The sequence below is a fragment of the Rathayibacter sp. Leaf248 genome, from assembly GCF_920939495.1.
Classification (GTDB): Bacteria; Actinomycetota; Actinomycetes; order Actinomycetales; family Microbacteriaceae; genus Rathayibacter; species Rathayibacter caricis.
The window spans coordinates 188,944-207,846 of the sequence record NZ_CAKLAV010000002.1; the positions used below are offsets into that span (position 1 = coordinate 188,944).

Below are 18,903 nucleotides of genomic sequence, written 5' to 3' on the forward strand. Positions count from 1 at the left end.
TGAACGTGCCCTGGGAATACGCGGCAGCGATCATGTCTGGGCAGGCGCCCTCCGTGTCGCCCGTAGCGCCGCTATTGCCGCGATCGGCGGGTCGGCGACGAGAGGGGTCCTGTCGGAACCCGTTTCGACGGACCCCTCGCTGGCGTCCGTCATTGCGACTTCGGTGGGCTCCGTGCAGCCGATGCTCTCGGCCGCCCGGCACGACCGGTACCTCCCCCCCACTGCCCGTCCCGACGATCTCCGAGGAGACACCATGACCGACACCACGACCACCGGCACTTCCCCCGATCCCGACCGGGATGAGACGCGGGGCCTGAGGCGGCGGCACCTGCTCGCTCTGGCCGGCGCGGGCGGTGCCGCCGCTGTCGGTGCCGTCGCGCTCGGGAACCTGTTCAGCGAGGACGCCGGCGAGGCGGACGAGCGCACCGCCACCGGCGAATGGGACAAGACCTTCCCTCGCGATCCGACCGTCGATCACGAGAAGATCACGTTCACGAATCGGCTCGGCCTCACCCTCGTCGGCGACCTCTACTCGCCTGCCGAGGCCAGGCGGTCCCTCCCGTCCCGCGCCCTGATCGTGGGTCATCCGTTCGGCGGCGTGAAGGAGCAGACCTCCGGCCTCTACGCCCAGACGATGGCGGCTCGCGGTTTCGTCACCCTGGCCTTCGACGCCTCCTACAACGGCGAGAGCGGAGGAGAGCCCCACTTCATCGCGTCCCCCGAGGCCTTCGTGGAGGACTTCAGCGCTGCGGCGGACTACCTCGGACTGCACCCTCTCGTCGACGCGGAGCGACTCGGTGTTCTCGGCGTCTGCGGAAGCGGGGGCTTCTCGATCGCCGCCGCTCAGACCGACACCCGGATGAAGGCCGTCGCGACGGTCAGCATGTACGACATGGGGCGCGACCGGCGCCAGAGCCTCGGCGACACGATGACGGAAGAGGAGCGTCGCCAGCAGGTAGACGCCATGAGCCGACAGCGGTGGGCCGAGGCGCGTGGCGGGGAGACGGAGTACGTGGTCGGCACTCCGGAGACGATCACCGCCGACTCGCCCGCGGTCGCTCGGGAGTTCTACGACTACTACCGCACGCCGCGCGGGCAGCACCCGCGGTCGACGACCGAGATGTCGCTCACGAGCAACGGGGCGCTCATGCGCTTCCACCCGTTCCAGAGCATCGAGTGGATCTCGCCCCGGCCGATCCTCCTTGTGCATGGGGAGATCGCCAACTCGCGCTACTTCAGCGAGGACGCGTATCAGCGTGCTGCAGAGCCGAAGGAGCTCTACATCGTGCCGGGAGCGGGCCACGTGGACCTCTACGACCGCGCCGATCTGATTCCGTGGGACAAGCTCACGGAGTTCTTCACGCAGAACCTCTGAGCCCTCCTCGTTCCCGTGTGTGCTCCGTGGTGGGTCGATCCGAGCGCCGGGGTTCGAGATGCGAGGAATGCCGAGCAAGTGTTGACTAAGTCCCACAATGCCGGATATTGTTGTTCCTACCGCAGGACCGAAGCAACGACGCTCTCCTGGCGTCGACGCGTCCCCCTTGCGCTCCACCACCCGACTCCTCTCCTCGATCACGACGTGATCGAGCGATCGACGACGTCGTTCCCGCTCCGGGAGCCGCTGGCGCTGATCCGGAGACGGCCGGTGGATCGCGGGGCCGGACTCATCGACGAGGACGACGCTCGAATCGATGAGGAGAGAGCCCATGCCTATCACGCAACGCGCCGCAGACGATCGCCCCGGCACTGCCGCGACCGGCATGGTCGCCACCCAGACCCGAGAGGACCGGATCGAGGCGAGCCGGCGGTCGAGCGCTCGCACCCGGCGTCGCACTCGATCGGTGGCCTGGGCCATGGTCCCGCCGCTGGTGTTCCTCGCGATCCTCGTCGCGTGGGCGGCGGTCGTCGAGATCTTCGCCATTCCGACGTACCTGCTCCCCGGACCCGTCGATGTCTTCACCAGACTGTTCGAGGACGCGGACAGCCTCTGGCGGCACACTCAGGCCACCCTCACGGCCATCGTCGTCGGCTTCGTTCTGAGCATCGCGATCGGCATACCCCTCGGTCTCGTCATCGCTCTTTCCCGCGCCGCGAAGCAGACGCTCTACCCGCCGGTGATGGTCCTGCAGCTGATCCCGAAGATCGCGATCGCACCGCTGCTGCTGGTCTGGCTCGGATTCGGGCCCGAGACGAAGATCGTGCTGGTCGTCCTCATCACGTTCTTCCCCGTGCTGCTGGCCAGCGTCAGCGGATTCTCGATCCTGGACGAGCGCCTGCTCTACCTGACGAAGTCCATGGGAGCCAGCCGCTGGCAGACCTTCTGGTCGCTGCGGTTCCCCGCCGCCCTCCCCGTGATCTTCTCGGGGATCAAGACGTCGGCGACGCTCGCCATCACGGGTGCTCTGGTCGCCGAGTTCCTCGGGTCGAACAGCGGACTCGGTTACGCCCTGCTGCGAGCCAGCAGTGCCTTGGACACCGAGTACATGTTCGCGACTCTCGTGATCCTCACGGTGATCGGCATCGTCATCAACTACCTCCTCGAGTTCATCGAGTGGCTGCTGACGCCCTGGCAGCGCGGAAGCCTCGAGAAGTAGTCCTCGCGACCGGAGCCGTTCCGGTCGCGTCTCCCCAGAAGCTCAGGCACCGATCGAGGCGGGTGGTCCCGCCCGCTCCGGATGCCGACGATGAAAGGTCTTCCCATGCGACGAAGCATTCCCAGCCTGGCCGCAGCAGCGGCGGCGGCGCTCTTGCTCGCCGGCTGCTCCGCGAGCACGCCCGCGGACGACTCCGGATCGGGCGGTGACGCGCCGGAGCCGACCATGTCGGCCAGTCTCCAGCTGCACTGGGCCTGGTCCGCCTCCACGGCGGGGTTCGCCCTTGCCGAGACGGACGGCCTGTACGAGGACGCCGGACTCGATCTGCAGGTCGAGCAGGGCACCGGCTCGGGTACCGCAGTGCAGCTGGTGTCCAGCGGCCAGGCCGACGTCGGTGTCGCCGACGCGACAGCGATCGCCCAGGCCGTCGCTCAGGGTGCCCCGCTGGTCGTGGTGTCCACGATCAACCAGGTGACCAACACCGCACTGCAGGCTCTGACGGACGAGGGCATCGAGTCCGTCGAAGACCTCCGGGGCAAGACGGTCGCCGTGCCGCAGGGCGGTGCGTTCTCGTTCCTCTTCCCGCTGTTCCTCGAGCAGAACGGTCTGTCCGAGGACGACGTGACGATCGCGAACGTGCCCTTCGAATCGATGGTCCCGTCGCTGCTCCAGGGCAACGTGGACGCCATCGTCGGCGGCCAGGACTCGAACGTCTCGCTCACGAACCTCGACGCCGACTTCGACGAGTTCCTGTTCGGCGACTACGGTGTCACGCTCGTGGCGCACTCGATCTTCACGACGCAGAGCTTCCTCGACGAGCAGCCCGACACCGTGCGGGCCGTCGTGGCCGCGAGTCTCGACGGATGGGGCGAGGCGCTCGACGACCCGCAGCGCGCGCTCGACGCGATCCAGGAGCTCCAGCCGGACAGTGTCGAGGAGAACGCGCGCGCCGAGCTCGAATTCCTCCTGCCCCTGCTCTGCGCGGCCGAGGCGACGCACGTCGGTGAGGCCGCTCCGGAGCGCTGGACGACCAGCAACGAACTGATGGTTCGTGCGGGTCTGCTCGACGCACCGCTCGATCCCGCCACCTACACGAGCTACGACTACCTGCCGGCGGAGGACGACCTCCGCAGCTGCGAGTAGAGCACTCGACGGTGGCCGCGAGACGCGGAGCGCCAGTGAGGCGCAGCTCTCGCGGCCACCGGCCCGGTTCCCCGACTTCCCCGCTCCTGCAAGCAGAAAGGCTCAGCTCGTGACCTCACCCTCCAGCACCTCGACGACCGTCGGTCTCCCGATCTCGATCGAGGGCGTCTCGAAGACCTTCGGCCTCGATTCGGCGAAGCCGTTCCAAGCTCTCGACACCGTCTCCGTCGACATCGGGCCCGGGGAGTTCGTCTCCATCGTCGGGCCGTCCGGATGCGGCAAGAGCACGCTGATGCTGATGGTCGCCGGGTTGCTCTCGCGCTCGAACGGCGAGATCACGATCGGTGGCGCACCGATCACGAAGCCGTTCACCGACGTCGGGATCGCCTTCCAGGACCACCTGCTCCTCGATTTCCGCACGGCGATGGACAACGTTCTGATCCAGGCCGACGTGCGGCACCTCGACAAGGCCGCGCAGCGCGAGAAGGCCACGGAGCTGTTCAAGCAACTGCACATCGAGAAGGCGATGGGGAAGTACCCCAAGCAGCTCTCCGGAGGCATGCGCCAGCGCGTCTCGCTGATCCGCACGATCGTGCACGACCCGTCGGTCCTGCTCCTCGACGAGCCGTTCGGGGCACTGGACGCTCTCACCCGCCTGCAGGTCCGCGCCGACCTCGAGGAGCTGTGGCTGCGCAACCGGCCCACTGTCCTCTTCATCACGCACAGCGTGGAGGAGGCGGTCGGTCTGTCCGACCGGATCCTGGTCATGAGCCCGAGCCCGGGACGGATCGTGGATGAGATCATCGTCGACCTGCCGCGACCGCGCCCGCTCGCGCTGGTCGAATCGCCCGACTTCGCCACCTACGTCGAGCGCATCTACGACCACTTTGAGCGCATGGGCGTGCTGCACGGGATCACGGTGCCCGGTCGGGGATAGCGATCCGCGTCTCCTCACGAACGGCCGCTCCTCCTCGCGAGGGGCGGCCGTTCTGTGTGCCGTGGGAGCGGAGCCCGAGGAGGCGACGTCGCCTCGGATCCCGTGCGGTGCCCGCGTCGAGTGGACGCGGAACAGGCCCCGCCCGCTCTCGGGAGTCCTGCTCGCGTCGCCTTGTCGCCGTCGGCAGTAGCGAGTGGACGCGACCGGGTGCTCAGCTGGTGCAGATACCGCTAGGCGCCCACTCGCAGACGGGAGGATCTCCCTGTGCCCGCTGCGCGACGTCCGGCCCGGGGCGCGGCCAGCCGGTCCGCTCGCTGCTGCCGGCGGGTCGATGGTCCGGCGGAGGGTGGCGACGGACGCGGGACACTCGGCCGTCGCCACGAGACGACGGCATCGCCGCCCCGCCGCCCCGTCGCCCGGGCGCAGAGGCCGGAGTCGGAGGCGGTGGTGAGGAGGCCGTGATCGGAGGCGTGCGTGCCGCCGGGCCGGATCGGCGGCGCGGGTCGCACGGCGGGGGAGGGCCGTCGCTCCGATCCCGCCGGTCGGCCTTCGATGGTCGGGAGAGCCGTCTCGCGAGGAGAACGGAGTGCTCAGTCGGTCTCGGGTCCGCGGCAGTAGTCGCAGTCCGGTGCGCACGGCGCCTGTGCCGACGGCCGATCGGCAGCGCGTCCGATGGGCGTCGGCCGGATCGGCGGTGCCGGCGCGAGTCGAGCCGGCGCCACAGCAGTCGGCACAGCCGGGGCGCCCGTGCTCATCTGCGTGCCCGTGCGCGAGCGAGGACCGCGTACAGGGAGATCGCGACGACCAGGATCGCTCCGTTCACCATCTGGGAGACCGCCGGCGGCACGTTCAGGAACGGCATCGCGTTGTTGAGGAGGGAGATGAAGATCGAGCCGAGCAGAGCTCCGATGAAGGAGCCGCGCCCGCCGGTCATCACCGCGCCACCGAGGAACACCGCGGTGAAGCAGGCGAGCGAGTAGCTGCTGCCGACGGCGTTGGACCCGACTCCGGTTTGCGAGGCGAGGAAGACGCCGGCCACGACGGCGCCGAGGGCGCAGAGGATGAGGGCACGCGAGCGGATCGCGTTGACGTTCCAGCCGATCCGGCTGCTGGCCTCGTCGTTGAAGCCGACGGCGCGCAGGGCGAGTCCCGAGGTGCTCCGGGTGAGCCAGATCTCGAGGCCGATCGCCACGGCGACCAGGACCGCGAACGGGGCGGGGACGAAGGCGACTCCGAGGCTCACGAGCGATCCGAGGTCGGGGGCGATGATCCCGCCCGACTGGGGACGCAGCACGATGGCGGTTCCCGCGACGATGCCCAGCGTCCCGATCGTCGCGACGACCGAGTTGACCTTCAGGCCGATCACCATGACGGCGTTGAGCCCGCCGATGGCCAGCGCGATCGCGAGGAGGACGAGCACCGTGACGAGGATCGGACCGCCCTCGAGGCTCGGCAGTGTGAAGGACATCGCCACGACGGTGAGACTCATCGTCGATCCGATGGAGATGTCGAATCCGCCGGAGAGGAGAGCGAGCTGCTGACCGAGGGCGACGATCGCGAGGGGGAGGGTCGCGAGAAGGAGGTTCGCGAGATTGCGGGAGCTCCAGAAGACGTCTGAGTTGGCGCCGGTGTAGATCGCGACCACGGCTAGGAGGGCCACGAGTATCAGCACGGGCACGTTGATGGGCAGCCGGGCCTTCCACTTCTCGAAGAAGGTCGGCTTCCTGATCGTCCGGGTGGCCGCGGTGTCGGTGGTGTTGACGAAGCTGCGCACGATCGCGGCCTCGGACGGCGGGTCGACGATCTCTTCGACGATCTGCCCGCGCGACATCACGTAGACACGGTCGCAGAGTCCCGCGAGTTCGCCGGCATCGGAGGAGTTGACGACGACGGCGACGCCCTCCTCGGCGGCGCTGACGAGCATGCGGTAGATGTCCATCCGGGCCAGGGCGTCGACGCCCTGCGTGGGCTCGTCGACGATGAGGACCTTCGGCTTCTTCAGTGCCGGACGGGCGAGGACCGCTTTCTGCTGGTTTCCGCCGGAGAGTGCGCCGATCGGCTGGTAGGGGGAGGCGGCGACGATGTTCAACTGCTTCGACGCTGCCGCGAACGCCGTGCGGAGGCGGCCTCCAGGCGCGGTGCCGACCGGGCCGGCGTCGGAGCCGAGCTGAGTGGTGACGTTGTCCATGACCGAGAGCGGGGCGAAGACGGACTCGATCGCCCGATCGCCGCTCTGGAAGCTGATCCCGGCCTTGAGGGCGGAGGAGGGGCTGGGAGAGGACAGCTCCGAGTCGTCCACGAGGATCTCGCCGCTGTCGTACTCGAGGCCGATGACCCCGCGGAGCAGGGCGCGCTGCCCGTTGCCCTCGGCGCCGGCGAAACCGACGATCTCGCCCCCGCGCACCGTGAACGACACGGGGCCGTATCCCGGGCCCGTGAGCTCGCGTGCCTCGAGGCGGTTCTTCTCACTCGGGACCGCCAGACGGTCGGGGAACTTCAGGTCGGCGGGAACGCCCACCATCAGCTCGACGATCGTGTCGACGTCCCAGTCGTCGGCGTCGTAGGTGCCCTGGATGACGCCGGAGCGGATGACGGTCAGGCGGTCCGCGAGACGACGGACCTCGGCTAGCCGGTGGCTGACGTAGATGATCGCCATGCCCTCCTTGCGGCAGAGCTGGATGAGGTGCTCGAGGTGCGCGGCGAGGTTCATGTCGAGCGCGGCGGTGGGCTCGTCGAGGATCAGCACGTGCGGCTTCTGGATCATGGCCCGGATCACCTCGAGCAGCTGCCGGGAGCCGGGGCCGAGGTCGTCGACGATGTCGGACGGCGCGAAGGGTGCCGCGTACGTCCCGAGGATCGACACGAGATCATCGGGGCAGGGCTTCCCGATAGCGTTGTACGACAGGGCGATGTTGTCGGCGACCGAGAGCTCGTGCACGAGCGAGGTGTCTTGGTAGGCGGTACCGAGTCCGAGGATCCGGGCGCGCTTCACGCCGCTCCCGGTCGAGACCTCCCCGCCGATGCGCACCTCTCCCGAATCGGGGGTGAGCACGCCGGACGCGACCTTGATCAGGGTCGACTTGCCCGACCCGTTCTCGCCCACCAGAGCGTGGACCTCGCCGGGACGGCACTCGAAGTCGACCTGGTCGAGGGCCTTCACGCCCGGGTAGGTCTTCGTGACCCCGCGGAGGGAGAGCGCCGGGACCGTGAGGTTCGGCGTTGCCTGCAGCGGTGTCGACAGGGTGTCGGCCATGGGCGGGACCTTTCAGGAGGACGTGGTGGTCGAGGACCGGAGTGGGGTGGTGCGGGGCCCGGGGATTCAGGACCCCGCACCAGGGGAGTGCAGGTGACGCCCGGTCAGTTGGCGGCGAGCGCCTGCGAGATCTGGTCGTTGGTGAGCAGGCTCGAGATGATGGCGTCGGCGGGGATGTCCTGCCAGTCCGTCTCGAGGATGTCGCTCGTGGGCGCCATCGGAAGGTCGATGGTCACCTCCGCGGGGACGTCCTCGCCGTGCGCGAGCTGCATCGCGGCGGTCACCGCGAGGCGGCCGAACCAGACGTGTCCGTTCGAGACCCAGGAGTCGAGCTGCACGCCCGCGTCCTGGGCGTTCTGGACGGTGGTGAGCCAGGCGTAGGTCGAGACGCCCGAGATGACGGCCGGCGGGGTCTCCCCGGCGTCGATGAACGGCTGGACGAGACGGTCGGCGGAGAAGTCGTACACGATCGCACCGGGGACCTGGCCGGAGGCGCGGAGGGCGTTCGCGGCCTGGGCCTCGCCCTGCGAGTTCCAGTTGGTGAATCCGCCGGGGAGCTCTGTCCAGCCGGCCGCGTTGAAGGCCTCGCGCGCGCATGGCTGCCAGGCGCCGGCGTTGTCGTTGCCGGCGATGCCGGTGAAGAGCATGTACGTCGACGGCTCGGTGATCGAGCTCGTGAGCGCCTCGACGCCGTTGGTGTAGGTCTGGCAGAGGCCGGTGGGGAAGTCGGTCGTCAGTAGTGTCGACGTGTCCTCGGACACCGGCGTGTTGACGTTGACGATGGTGATGCCCGCGTCTGCGGCCTCCTGCAGCGCCGAGTTCATGGCTCCACCGAGCGCGAGGTCGACGATGATCACGTCCACGCCCTGGGTGATCAGGCTCTGCACGTTCGAGATCGACGCGGCGATGTCTCCGTTGGAGATGGAGTAGTGGATCTCGCTGACCTCGGGGTAGGCGAGCAGCTGCGCGGTGGTCTCCGCACGGTTGACGTTCGTGTAGGCGTTCGCGGTCACGAAGATCGGAATGCCGACCTTGAGCGATCCGTGACCGGTCTCACAGACCGGCTGACGCAGGCACTCCTCGAAGAGGGCCTGGTTCTCGTCGCTCAGCGGCTCGGAGGCGACGGCGAGGGCATCGGCCACGATCGGGTCGAGATCGGAGACGGGGACATCGGTGAGGAACGCTTTGCGGATGGTGGCCGCGAACTGCTCCTGGTCGACGTTCTCGGGGGTGATCGTCGTGGTCTCGTCGGACAGCTCGGCGGATCCGCCGCCGCCGCCACTGCTCGTGGTGGTCGAGCAGCCGGTCAGGATCAGGGCGAGCGCTCCGCCGAGGGCGAGGGTGCTCAGGGCGAGGCGACGGCTGCGTCGTACCTGCCCGAGAGAGGTGAACTTCATTGTCGGGTCTCTTCTCTAGAGGGGAGGGGGTGTCGTGGTGCAGGAGGCGAGGGTGATGTCCCGCGAGGTGCGGACCTCAGGAAGTCGTGCGGCGCAGGCGCCCGAGTCGGCGTGCTCCCGTGTCCAGCGCCCGCCAGATCGCGATCGCTGCGACGGCCACGACCAGGGATACGCCCTGGAAGATCGTCCCGACTCCGGTGGGGAGCCCGGCGATCGCGATGACCTGGTCGAGGAGCTGGAGGAAGACGCTCGCGGCGATGACCGGGGCGACGCTGCCGGGGCCTCCGTTCATAGCGACTCCGGCGATCGCGGCGACCGTGACGGTCGCCAGCTGGTAGGGGGTTCCGATCGAGGTGTCAGGGGTGCCGATGAACGAGGCGACGAGGACGCCGGCCGACCCGTAGAGCAGTCCGGCGAGTGCGAAGACGCCGAGCTCGATCGCGAGGACGTGCACGCCGAGTGTGCGCGCGGCGCGCCGGTTGGCGCCGACGGCGCCCACCATGCGTCCTGCTCGAGTGCGGGAGAGGCCGAGTCCGAGCAGCACCGCGACCACGATCGCGACGAGGAAGCAGACGTTGACGGTGAAGAAGGAGGTGCGGGCGAAGTCGGTCAGCGCGGCCGGTGCGGCGCCGGTGATCGAGAAGGAGACGCCCGTCCACAGCCCGATCCCACCTGACGCGATGCCCAGGGTGCCGAGCGTCACGATCAGCGAGTTCAGCCGGAGCAGGGAGATCAGCACGCCGTTGACCAGGCTGAAGGCGACAGCGACGGCCAGGGCGAGGACGATCACGACGGGCAGGTTCGCGCCGGGGACTCCGTAGCGCACGATGATGCCGGCCGAGATGGCGACCATGGCCGGCACAGAGAGGTCGAGCCCGCCGATCATGAGGATCAGCATCTGGCCGAGTGCGGCCAGGGTGAGGATTCCCGCGAGCGCCGTGACCACCGAGATGGACGGTCCGCGCATGCTCGACGGTGCGAAGGCCGCGGCGACGACGACCAGGAGCGCCAGGGCGGCCCAGGCGGCGAGGTAGCGCGTCGGGAGGCGGTACTTCAGGTCGGTCAGCCAGCGCTGGTTCGTCCGGTGGACGGTCGGTACCGTAGCCAGCTCGATGTCGAAGCTGCGATCGTTCTCGGCGAGTGGCACCGGTGCCTCCAGCGGTCTGAGGGGATCCGCCCCCTCGGACGAGGGCGCGGGGTGAGGTCTCTGCGCAGCATGATCGGCTGCGTCCGGTCTCCCGGTCACCGCGAAGCTCCACTGCTTGAGAGTGAAGATATCCCGCACTGTGGGACTTGTCAACGTCCTTGGTTCGGAGGGTGAGAGGAGATTCCTGGGAGGACGCGCTGGGTCGATCGAGGGTCGGCGCTCGGCAGCGCTCCCCGCAGCAGGGCGGCCCTTCGGCCTCACCTCCCCCGCGGGGAGCGACGGTCATCTTGCGCCGGGACGATGCGTCAGAGTGCTGACGACCGTTGCGAGGGATCCGTCGTCGCCGACATTGCCCGCGAACACGACATAGGGGATTCCTGTGGCTGGTCCGTCGGCCGGCTCCCAGAGCGACACCAGACCAGGAAGCATGGGGCCGCGGACGATCGCATGGCGGATCGAGAGACCGAAGGCGGCCACGTCGCTCGATGTGATGCCGCCCTTCGCGATCACGAAGCGCGGCGCGCGGGCCTCGAGGACCCGCTGCACGACCAGGACCACCGCAGCGGAGACCCGGCGGGAGATGTCCAGGCTCTCCTCCGGGTCGTCCGTCCGGACGAGGGTGCGACTCGTGTGGACGACGACGTCTCCCCGACCGAGGGCGTCGCTCGCACTGCTCACGATCGCGTCGACGTGATCGTCGACCCGGTCGGGGTCGAGCACTGCCGCGATGTCCACCTCGAGCGTCGCCTCGATGTGCTCGCTGCGCCCCAGAGCGGCGAGTTGCCGCGAGGTCAGTCCGACGTGGGAGCCGACCACGATCAGCCCTCCGACGGCGTCGCTTCCCGCGGAACCGTAGACATCGTCCGATGTCAGAGGCGCATGGACCTCCTGACCCACCCGGGCGCGCACGAACGGAGGGCCGACTCGGTACAGCAGGTCGAGCCCCCTCTGCTCGGCGCGTTCGAGTCCCAGCGCGAGTGAGCGGAGATCGTCCTCGGTCACGATGTCGACGACGACGTGAGTCCTCCCGGTCAGCCCCGCCAGTCCTGCGGCGACAGCCTCGGGTCCCGACCTCACCGTCGTGAGATCGAGCAGGACGACGTCCTCGGCAGCCGTGCGGCCCTCGGTCTTCTCGGCGACGTAGTCGCGGAGATCGGAGCTGCGGTACCCGAACGTCGCATCGCGGGCGAACTCGGTCTCGGCGATCGGAAGGAGGCCCTCGGCGCTGCGCATGTAGTGCATGCCGCCGATCGTGATCCGCCCCGCATCGGGGAAGGCGGGGACCAGGATGATCGCGTCGATCTCCGTGCCCGTGAGCTCTCGAAGGCTGTCCGCGATCACGTCCGTCTCGAGCGGGAAGTGACCTCGGAGGGTGGAGTCGCCCCGGCTCACGAAGGCGAGCCGGAGTCCGAGCTCTGAGGCGGCGAGGCTCGCATTGCGCACGATCTCGCGAGTGCGGCGAGCGGTGGTGGCGGCGTCGAGGCTCCGCGTGTTCGTCAACACGTACACGGCGGGACGTCCCAGGCCCAGAGCCCAATGGAAGTCGCTCGTCTCCCACTGCATGAGGACGGGCAGGTCGGCGACCGACTGGGTTCCGGTCGGGTCGTCATCGAGGACGACAAGCACACGGCCAGACGCCTCGACCGCGCTCCTCACCTCCTCCGCGTCCACGGGCGAGTTCGCGGGGTAGCCGGCGAGCGCTGCCGATTCGGTGATCATGGTCATTCCTTCGAACTGAGGACTGCTGAGAGGCTGGATCAGCGCACTGCGCTGATGTGGACCGCCGAGATGACGCACGGCTGGTCGCTCCGGTTGCTCCACGCGTGCTTGACGCCGCGGATGACCGTGGTATCGCCCGCCTGCAGGAGCTTCTCGCCCTCGTCGACGAGCAGGTGCACCTCTCCGGAGATCACCGAGACGATGTCGATCGTCTCGGTGGTGTGCATGCCCGGCGCATCGCCCGGCTCCGGCGTCACTCCGGACTGCGCGAGGAGCCGCGCGTATCCGGCCTCGTAGTCCCACTCGCTGTCGGGGGCGAACGCGGTGATGTCGTAGCCGTAGCCGTTCGGGGGCGGGGGGATCACCGAGGCGTCGCCGGGACCGTTGGGTGCTGTGACCGGTGTCGGGACCTCGAGCCCCTGCCACAGCTGGTTGCGGGTGTAGCCGTCGCCGACCAGGCGGTCGCTGGTCGGCTCATCGCTGAGGAACACCGACCGGCCGTCGTCGTCCACGCCGGTGACGATCAAGCGGGAGCGGAGTGAGCGGTGCGAGCCCGCGTCGAGGGTCGCGGCCCGAGAGGCCCGGAGCTCCTGGAGGAGCGCTTCGTCGACCCGTGCGTTATCGACGAAGATCCGCTGGTCGGTGAACCGCCCGTCGACGATCGTGATCCGCGACGCGGCCTTGACCTCGAGGATCACGCCGTTGTGCAGCGTCCATCGTCCCATTGACTCGAAGAAGACGACGCCGTCGTCCTCCTCCCAGGCGTTCACGAGATCGTGGCCCAGCGAGACCACCCGGTCGAGCATGGCGCTGAAGGCCGACATGATGCGCTCCCGTCCTCGGATCTCGGGGTCGCTGTTGAAGGTCAGCGTCATGTCGTCGGCGTAGTAGGAGCCGAACCGCTCGGGATCGTTCGCCTCCATCGCCGCGTAGTACTCGGTCAGCAATTTCGTCGTTTCCGGACGCGCGCGCACGGTGACCCTGCCTTTCAGGAGTGGGAGAGCTGGCGCTCGAGGGGGAAGGACGTGTACACGAAGGTCGCCGCCTCGCCGGAGGTGTTGCGCAGGTCGTGCATGCTCGCCGGCAGCACGATGCTGTCGCCGGGGGCCAGCGAGACATCGCCGTCCTCCAGCACGATGTCGAGCAGGCCCGACGTCATCGTGATGATGTGGAGGGAGTCGTCGTAGTGCAGGTCGGCGACCCACTCCGTCGACGGTCCGCTGAAGGGCTCGATCGTCAGGATCCGCACCACGGCTCCGTGCGGCGGTGCCGGGAGTGCGCCCTCGCGCCTCGGGTCGGTACCGTCGTCGAGGCGCGCGGGAACGGAGTCCTGCCGCCACACCTCCTGGAGCTCGACCGTCGAGGACGGGCGGACGATCGGCAGATCGGAGGCATCGGCGACCACGGTCGACCGGCCGCTCGCGTCGAGTCCGACGATCACCCGGCGGTTCGGCGACGAGCTCCGGTCCGCCATCAGATGCCCACCGTCTGGCCGCCGTCGACGACGAGCGCGTGCCCGAGCGTGAAGCCTCCGAGATCCGAGCACAGCCAGAGGATCGCCGAGGCGATCTCCTCGGGTCGCCCCATCCGGCCGATCGGCTCCTGCGCTATCACGCGGGCCCGACCCTCGGGCGTGCCACCGGAGAAGCGGTCCATCATCGGGGTCTCGATGATGCCGGGGCAGATCGCGTTGATCCGGATGCCGCGTGCCGCGTAGTCGAGCGAGGCCGCCTTGGTCAGGCCGATGAGCCCCCACTTGGTCGCGCAGTACGCGGCCTGACCGCTGATGCCCACGACTCCGGCGCCGGACGAGATGTTGACGATGGCTCCGCCGCTCTCGCCCATCGCGATGACCTCGTGCTTCATCGAGACGAAGACGCCGCGGAGGTTGATGCTCATGAGGCGGTCCCACTCCTCGTCGCTGGTCTCGGTGAGCGAGGAGGGCGCCTGCTCGACACCCGCGTTGTTGATGCCGTAGTCGAGGCGTCCCAGTGCGGCGACGGTCGAGTTCACCGCGCTCTCGACGGAGGCGCTGTCGGACACGTCGCAGAGTGCGGTGTGCGCGCGGCGGCCGGTGGCCTCGATCAGGGTGGCCGTCTCCCGCAGCGACTGCTCGCTCCGGTCGGCGATGGCGACGTCGGCGCCCGCCTCTGCGAAGGCGAGAGCCGTCGCCCGGCCGATGCCCGACCCTCCGCCCGTGATGAACGCGACGGTGCCGCTGAACTGCTCTGACGTGGTCATGGGTGTGCCCTTCTTGGAACGGGAAGCACTCGCGCGGCTGTGCGCGGCGCCGGGAGGTCGAGGCGACGTCGGATCAGACGGCGAGTTCGGAGACGCGCTGCGCGAGGTAGTCGACGCCCATGCGCGGGCTCGAGAGCACCGTCAGGCCGGTCCTCTCCTCGAGTACGCCCGCGAGGCGCGACATCGACGCCTGCGCCAGGACGATCAGGTCGACCGACTTCGCGAGGTCGACGGCCTGCTCGATGATCAGGGCGTCGTGCGCGTCGCGGTCGCCCGACATCAGGATCGCGAAGGCGCCGTCGCAGAGGCGCTGCTCGATGGTGATGCTCCGCTCGATGCCGTCGGCCGCCGCCTGGATGAGGTCGGAGGTCGGCCCCAGTGTGGTCGGCACCGTGGCGAGAACGCCGATGCTGGTGCCCTCGCGGGCGGCTCGCAACGCCATCGCCTCGTCGATCTTGACGACGGGCGTGTGCACGTTCTGCGCGGCGATGTCGAGCGCCGGGCCGAGGGAGGAGCACGCCGAGAAGATGATGTCGGCGCCCGCCTCTTCGGCGGCCTGAGCCAGGTGCACCATGCGGGCCTCGCTCTTGGGGGAGATGCCCTGCTCGCGGACGACTGTGGCGAGGACGTCGGAGTCGACGAAGTGCATCACCTCGGCGTCCGGGATCAGCTCGGCGATCAGGTCGTTGATCACCGGCTCCACGGAGACGAACACGAAACTCGTGTGCAGGATTGCGATCTTCTTGGCCACGGTGATCTCCTTTGATTCACGACGGGATAAGAATATCCCGCAGTATTGGATTTTACAATTCCGTGAGCGCTCAGACCGATCCGACTGACGGCGGACGTGCCGGCCCTCGCGAGGCGGGTCAGAGCTGGATGTAGACGCTCTTCGTGTAGAGGTAGGTGTCGAGGTGCGCAGCGGTCCCCTTCGCTCCGTACCCGCTGGTCTTCGTGCCGCTGAACCCCACCATGGGGTCGACGAGTCCATAGCAGTTCACCCACATGGTTCCGGTGTGCACTCCGCGGACGACGCGCAGCGCGGTGGAGATGCTCTGGGACCACACCGCTCCGCCGAGGCCGTACTCGCTGTCGTTGGCGATGGCGACGGCGTCGTCGACGTCGTCGAAAGGCAGGATGGACAGCACCGGGCCGAAGATCTCCTCCTGCGCGATTCGCATGCTGTTGGATACTCCGCCGAACACCGTCGGCTCCATGAAGTAGCCGTTCCCCAGTCCTTCCGTCAGGCGGTTGCCTCCGGAGAGGAGCTCGGCTCCCTCCGCGACGCCGATCTCGACGTAGGACAGCACGGTGTCCAGCTGCGACTCCGAGATGACCGGCCCGAGGGCGGCGGAGTCGTCGAGGCTGTGCCCGACGCGGAGGCCCTTGACGTAGGCCAGCAGCCGCTTCGTGAACTCGTCCACGATCGAGCGCTGGACGAGCACGCGGGTGCCGGCGTAGCAGATCTGCCCGGAGTTCGCGAAGACGCCCATGGCCACGGCCGGCACGGCGGTGTCGAGGTCGGCATCGGCGCAGACGATGTCGGCCGACTTGCCGCCCAGTTCGAGTTGGAGCTTCTTGATGTTCGAGGTGGACGCCTCGATGATCCGCCGCCCCGTCTCGGTCGAGCCGGTGAAGGCCACCCGGTCGACGTCCAGGTGCGCCGCGAGCGCGGTGCCCGCCTCGCTGCCTCGGCCGGTGACGACGTTCACGACGCCGGCGGGGACGCCGGCCTCGAGGAGGATCTCGGCCACCCGCAGCACCGACAGCGACGCGTACTGCGCGGGCTTCAGCACGGCGGTGCAGCCGGTGGCGAGGACCGCGCCGATGATCCAGAGCTGGCTGTTCAACGGTCCGTTCCACGGAATGATCCCGCCGATCACGCCGACCGGCGCCTTGAAGGTCATCGTGGCGACGTCGCCCGGTAGACCGTTCATCAGCGTCTCGCCCGAGATCGTCAACGCCTGGGCAGCGAAGAAGGCGAGCATCTTCTTCATGGTCGCCTTCGAGGCCCGCACCCGCGCGATCGGCGAGCCCATGTCGAGCGACTCGATCTGAGCCAGCTCCTCGAACCGCTCCTCCAGTGTGGCGGCGACTCGGTGGAGGAGCTCCTGGCGCTGGTAGGGGGTCCAGGTGCTCCACTCGCCCTCGAACGCGGAGCGTGCGGCCGCGACCGCGCGATCGATGTCGGAGGCGTCCCCCGACGAGAAGCGCGCGAGCACCTCTCCGCTCGAGGGGGAGACGGTGGACAGAGTCTGCCCCGACGCCGCGGGGACCAGTCGGCCGTCGATGACGAGGAAGTGCTCGGGACGCTCGAGGAAGCGGCGAGCCTCGTCGCCGAGGGGGAAGTCGCCGTGGGTGGTGGTCATGACAGTCCTTTCGCAGTGATCGGGAACCTCGTTCAATCGAAGAGGAAGACGCCTTTGCCGATCTGGCGGCGGTCGAAGAGGTCGTAGGCGCGCTCGGCGTCCGCCAACCGGAAATCGTCGGTGAAGAGCGATTCGACGTCCAGGCCGCGCTCGGCGACGAAGAGCGCGCACTCCTCCTGCTGGTTCTTGCTGAAGGTGAGAGAGCCGAGGACCGTCTTGTGCCGGTGGATCAGCTCGTCGCTGTCCAACTCGAACGAGCCGAAGACGCCGACCATGCAGGCGGTGCCCCAGGGGCGCACCGACTGGATCGCCTGACGGCGCACGGCCGAGACGGCGCTGCACTCGATCGCCTTGTCCGCGCCCGCGCCGTCGCGCGTGAGCTCGCGGATCGCGGCCACGGCGTCGGTCGCGCTCGAGTCGACCAGGTGGTCCGCGCCGAACGACGCGGCCATCGCCAGGCGGGAGGCGTCGACGTCGACCGCGATCACCCGAGCGCCGAGCGCCTTCGCCAGCATCGTGCAGCTGAGCCCGACGGGGCCCTGCCCGAAGACCACCACCGTCTCGTCGGCGCTCAGCTCAACGCGTTTCAGGGCGCCCCAGGCGGTTCCGGTGCCGCACGAGATCGCGGCCCCGGTGGTGAAGGAGAGCGAGTCGGGAAGGCGGATGAGCGTGTGCGCGGGCACCTTCATGAGGTCCGCGTGCGCGCCGTCGCCGTCGAGACCGCCGAACACGGTGCGTCCGTTGGTGCAGTACTGGGTCCAGCCCGAGCGGCAGAACCGGCAGGTGCGGCAGCCGTCGTAGTGGTGCACCATGACGCGGTCGCCCACTCGGGCCTCGCTCGGCCGCACTGCGTCGCCGACGAGCTCGACGACCCCGCACGGCTCGTGGCCCTCGATGACCTGCTCGGCGGGGGAGCGGCGCGGGCCGCGGAGGTGGTGCAGGTCACTCCCGCACATCCCCGACGCCTTGATGCGGAGGACGACCTCGTCCGGCCCGGGGACCGGATCGGGGTACTCGCGCAGCTCCAGCTCGCCCTCGCCGAGGAACACGACGGCCTTCATGCGCAGATCTTCTCGGTCATCATGTGATCTCCTTCGATCGGACGGGAAGCGGTCACGCCGGGACGGCGTCGCGGTAGAGGCCGGCCGCGCGGGCCCGCTGGGTCGCGAGCTCGACGACGAGCGAGAGGGCGGGGGTCTCGACCCCCGCGAGATCGGCGAGCTCGAGGGGGACGCGGAAGAGGGCGTCCACCTCCATCGCGCGATCGGACAGCAGATCCTGCACGACGCTCTGCACGTGGTGCGAGGTCTTCAGCCGGGCGAGTCCCTCGTCGGTGTCGCCCGCATCGCAGCCGAGTGCGCGCGCGAGGGCGCGCGCCTCCGCGGCCATCGTCTCGGCGAGAGCGGCGACGGCGGGGGCGGCGAGGGCGTCCTGCATGGCGGAGGCGGTGAGCACGCCCAGTGACCCTCCGATCATGTTCATCACCAGCTTGCCCCAGACCGCGTCGCGGATCACCGGTGTGGTCGACACGTCGAGACCGCTGCCGTCGAAGGCCGAGGCGAGTGCGGTCAGACGTGGATCGTCCTGGCCGTCGGGGCGGCCGATCAGGAGGCGGTTGCGCGGGTTCTCGGCGCGGATGACGCCCGGAGCGACAGTCGTGCAGGCGGTGTACGCGACCGCTCCGGCGACCTGCTCGGCGGCGAGGCGCGTGCCGAGAACGCCGTCCGGATCGAGACGGGGGAGCGGCGTCCCGTCGAGGGGGCCGCCGTGCGAGCGGAAGTACCACCACGGCACCCCGTTCGTCACGAACAGCACGAGGCCGTCGCTCGCGAGCAGGGGCGCGAGCTTCTCGGCGATGCTCGGCAGCGCCGGGGCCTTCACGGCGACGACGACGACGTCCTGCGGCTCCAGCTGCTCGGGCCGGTCGGTGGCGAGCGGATGCGACAGCAGAGTGCCGTCGCGCGTCTCGACCCGCAGTCCGTTCTCGCGGATCGCGGCGAGGCTCTCGCCCCGCGCGATCAGCGAGACCACGGCCGAGCTCGAGGCGAGCCGACCGGCGATGTGGCCGCCGACCGCTCCCGCGCCGTAGACGCAGATCTTCAT

At 69.2% G+C, this 18,903-nt stretch carries 15 protein-coding genes; 4 read left to right on the forward strand and 11 right to left on the reverse strand.

The window, feature by feature from the left end; translation table 11 throughout:
* Positions 1-253 precede the first annotated feature (253 nt).
* The 4 genes from LRG51_RS13945 (at position 254) to LRG51_RS13960 (ending at position 4,674) form a co-directional block, all read left to right on the forward strand.
* Positions 254-1,375 carry an alpha/beta hydrolase gene (locus LRG51_RS13945; protein ID WP_230673262.1) on the forward strand — a complete coding sequence of 374 codons (1,122 nt, stop codon included), beginning with the start codon at positions 254-256 and terminating at the stop codon, positions 1,373-1,375.
* A gap of 331 nt (positions 1,376-1,706) precedes the next feature.
* Complete coding sequence (locus tag LRG51_RS13950; RefSeq protein WP_230673263.1) at positions 1,707-2,594, forward strand: ABC transporter permease; 888 nt, start codon at positions 1,707-1,709, stop codon at positions 2,592-2,594.
* Positions 2,595-2,699: 105 nt separating this feature from the next.
* Positions 2,700-3,737: an ABC transporter substrate-binding protein gene (locus LRG51_RS13955; protein WP_230673264.1), complete on the forward strand. Its 1,038-nt coding sequence runs from the start codon at positions 2,700-2,702 to the stop codon at positions 3,735-3,737.
* Positions 3,738-3,846: 109 nt separating this feature from the next.
* On the forward strand, positions 3,847-4,674 hold the full coding sequence (locus LRG51_RS13960) for an ABC transporter ATP-binding protein (RefSeq protein ID WP_230673265.1): 828 nt from the start codon (positions 3,847-3,849) through the stop codon (positions 4,672-4,674).
* A gap of 751 nt (positions 4,675-5,425) precedes the next feature.
* Here LRG51_RS13960 and LRG51_RS13965 read toward each other — a convergent pair.
* The 11 genes from LRG51_RS13965 to LRG51_RS14015 form a co-directional block, all read right to left on the reverse strand.
* Entirely contained in the window at positions 5,426-7,927 is a 2,502-nt protein-coding gene (locus tag LRG51_RS13965) for an ATP-binding cassette domain-containing protein (RefSeq protein WP_055790055.1), read from the reverse strand.
* Between the two features lie 104 nt (positions 7,928-8,031).
* Positions 8,032-9,324: a substrate-binding domain-containing protein gene (locus LRG51_RS13970; RefSeq protein ID WP_055790058.1), complete on the reverse strand. Its 1,293-nt coding sequence runs from the start codon at positions 9,322-9,324 to the stop codon at positions 8,032-8,034.
* 76 nt (positions 9,325-9,400) lie between these two features.
* Positions 9,401-10,471 carry an ABC transporter permease gene (locus tag LRG51_RS13975; RefSeq protein ID WP_055790061.1) on the reverse strand — a complete coding sequence of 357 codons (1,071 nt, stop codon included), beginning with the start codon at positions 10,469-10,471 and terminating at the stop codon, positions 9,401-9,403.
* 282 nt (positions 10,472-10,753) lie between these two features.
* Positions 10,754-12,190: a four-carbon acid sugar kinase family protein gene (locus tag LRG51_RS13980; RefSeq protein WP_055790065.1), complete on the reverse strand. Its 1,437-nt coding sequence runs from the start codon at positions 12,188-12,190 to the stop codon at positions 10,754-10,756.
* 38 nt (positions 12,191-12,228) lie between these two features.
* Positions 12,229-13,164: a nuclear transport factor 2 family protein gene (locus LRG51_RS13985; protein ID WP_157603122.1), complete on the reverse strand. Its 936-nt coding sequence runs from the start codon at positions 13,162-13,164 to the stop codon at positions 12,229-12,231.
* A 14-nt stretch (positions 13,165-13,178) separates the two neighbouring features.
* The gene (locus LRG51_RS13990) at positions 13,179-13,664 is read right to left on the reverse strand and encodes a cupin domain-containing protein (RefSeq protein WP_055790070.1); all 486 of its coding nucleotides are present in this window, start codon (positions 13,662-13,664) and stop codon (positions 13,179-13,181) included.
* Positions 13,664-14,431 carry a glucose 1-dehydrogenase gene (locus LRG51_RS13995; protein ID WP_055790073.1) on the reverse strand — a complete coding sequence of 256 codons (768 nt, stop codon included), beginning with the start codon at positions 14,429-14,431 and terminating at the stop codon, positions 13,664-13,666. Before LRG51_RS13995 ends, LRG51_RS13990 begins: the two co-directional genes overlap by 1 nt.
* Positions 14,432-14,504: 73 nt before the next feature.
* Positions 14,505-15,182 (reverse strand): aspartate/glutamate racemase family protein, encoded by a 678-nt coding sequence (locus LRG51_RS14000; protein WP_055790076.1) that lies wholly within the window; start codon positions 15,180-15,182, stop codon positions 14,505-14,507.
* A gap of 118 nt (positions 15,183-15,300) precedes the next feature.
* Positions 15,301-16,800, reverse strand: a complete 1,500-nt coding sequence (locus LRG51_RS14005; RefSeq protein WP_082481176.1) for an aldehyde dehydrogenase family protein — start codon at positions 16,798-16,800, stop codon at positions 15,301-15,303.
* Between the two features lie 32 nt (positions 16,801-16,832).
* Positions 16,833-17,861, reverse strand: coding sequence for a zinc-dependent alcohol dehydrogenase family protein (locus LRG51_RS14010; RefSeq protein WP_055790080.1), 1,029 nt, complete (start codon positions 17,859-17,861; stop codon positions 16,833-16,835).
* Between the two features lie 52 nt (positions 17,862-17,913).
* Positions 17,914-18,903 carry a ketopantoate reductase family protein gene (locus tag LRG51_RS14015; RefSeq protein WP_055790083.1) on the reverse strand — a complete coding sequence of 330 codons (990 nt, stop codon included), beginning with the start codon at positions 18,901-18,903 and terminating at the stop codon, positions 17,914-17,916.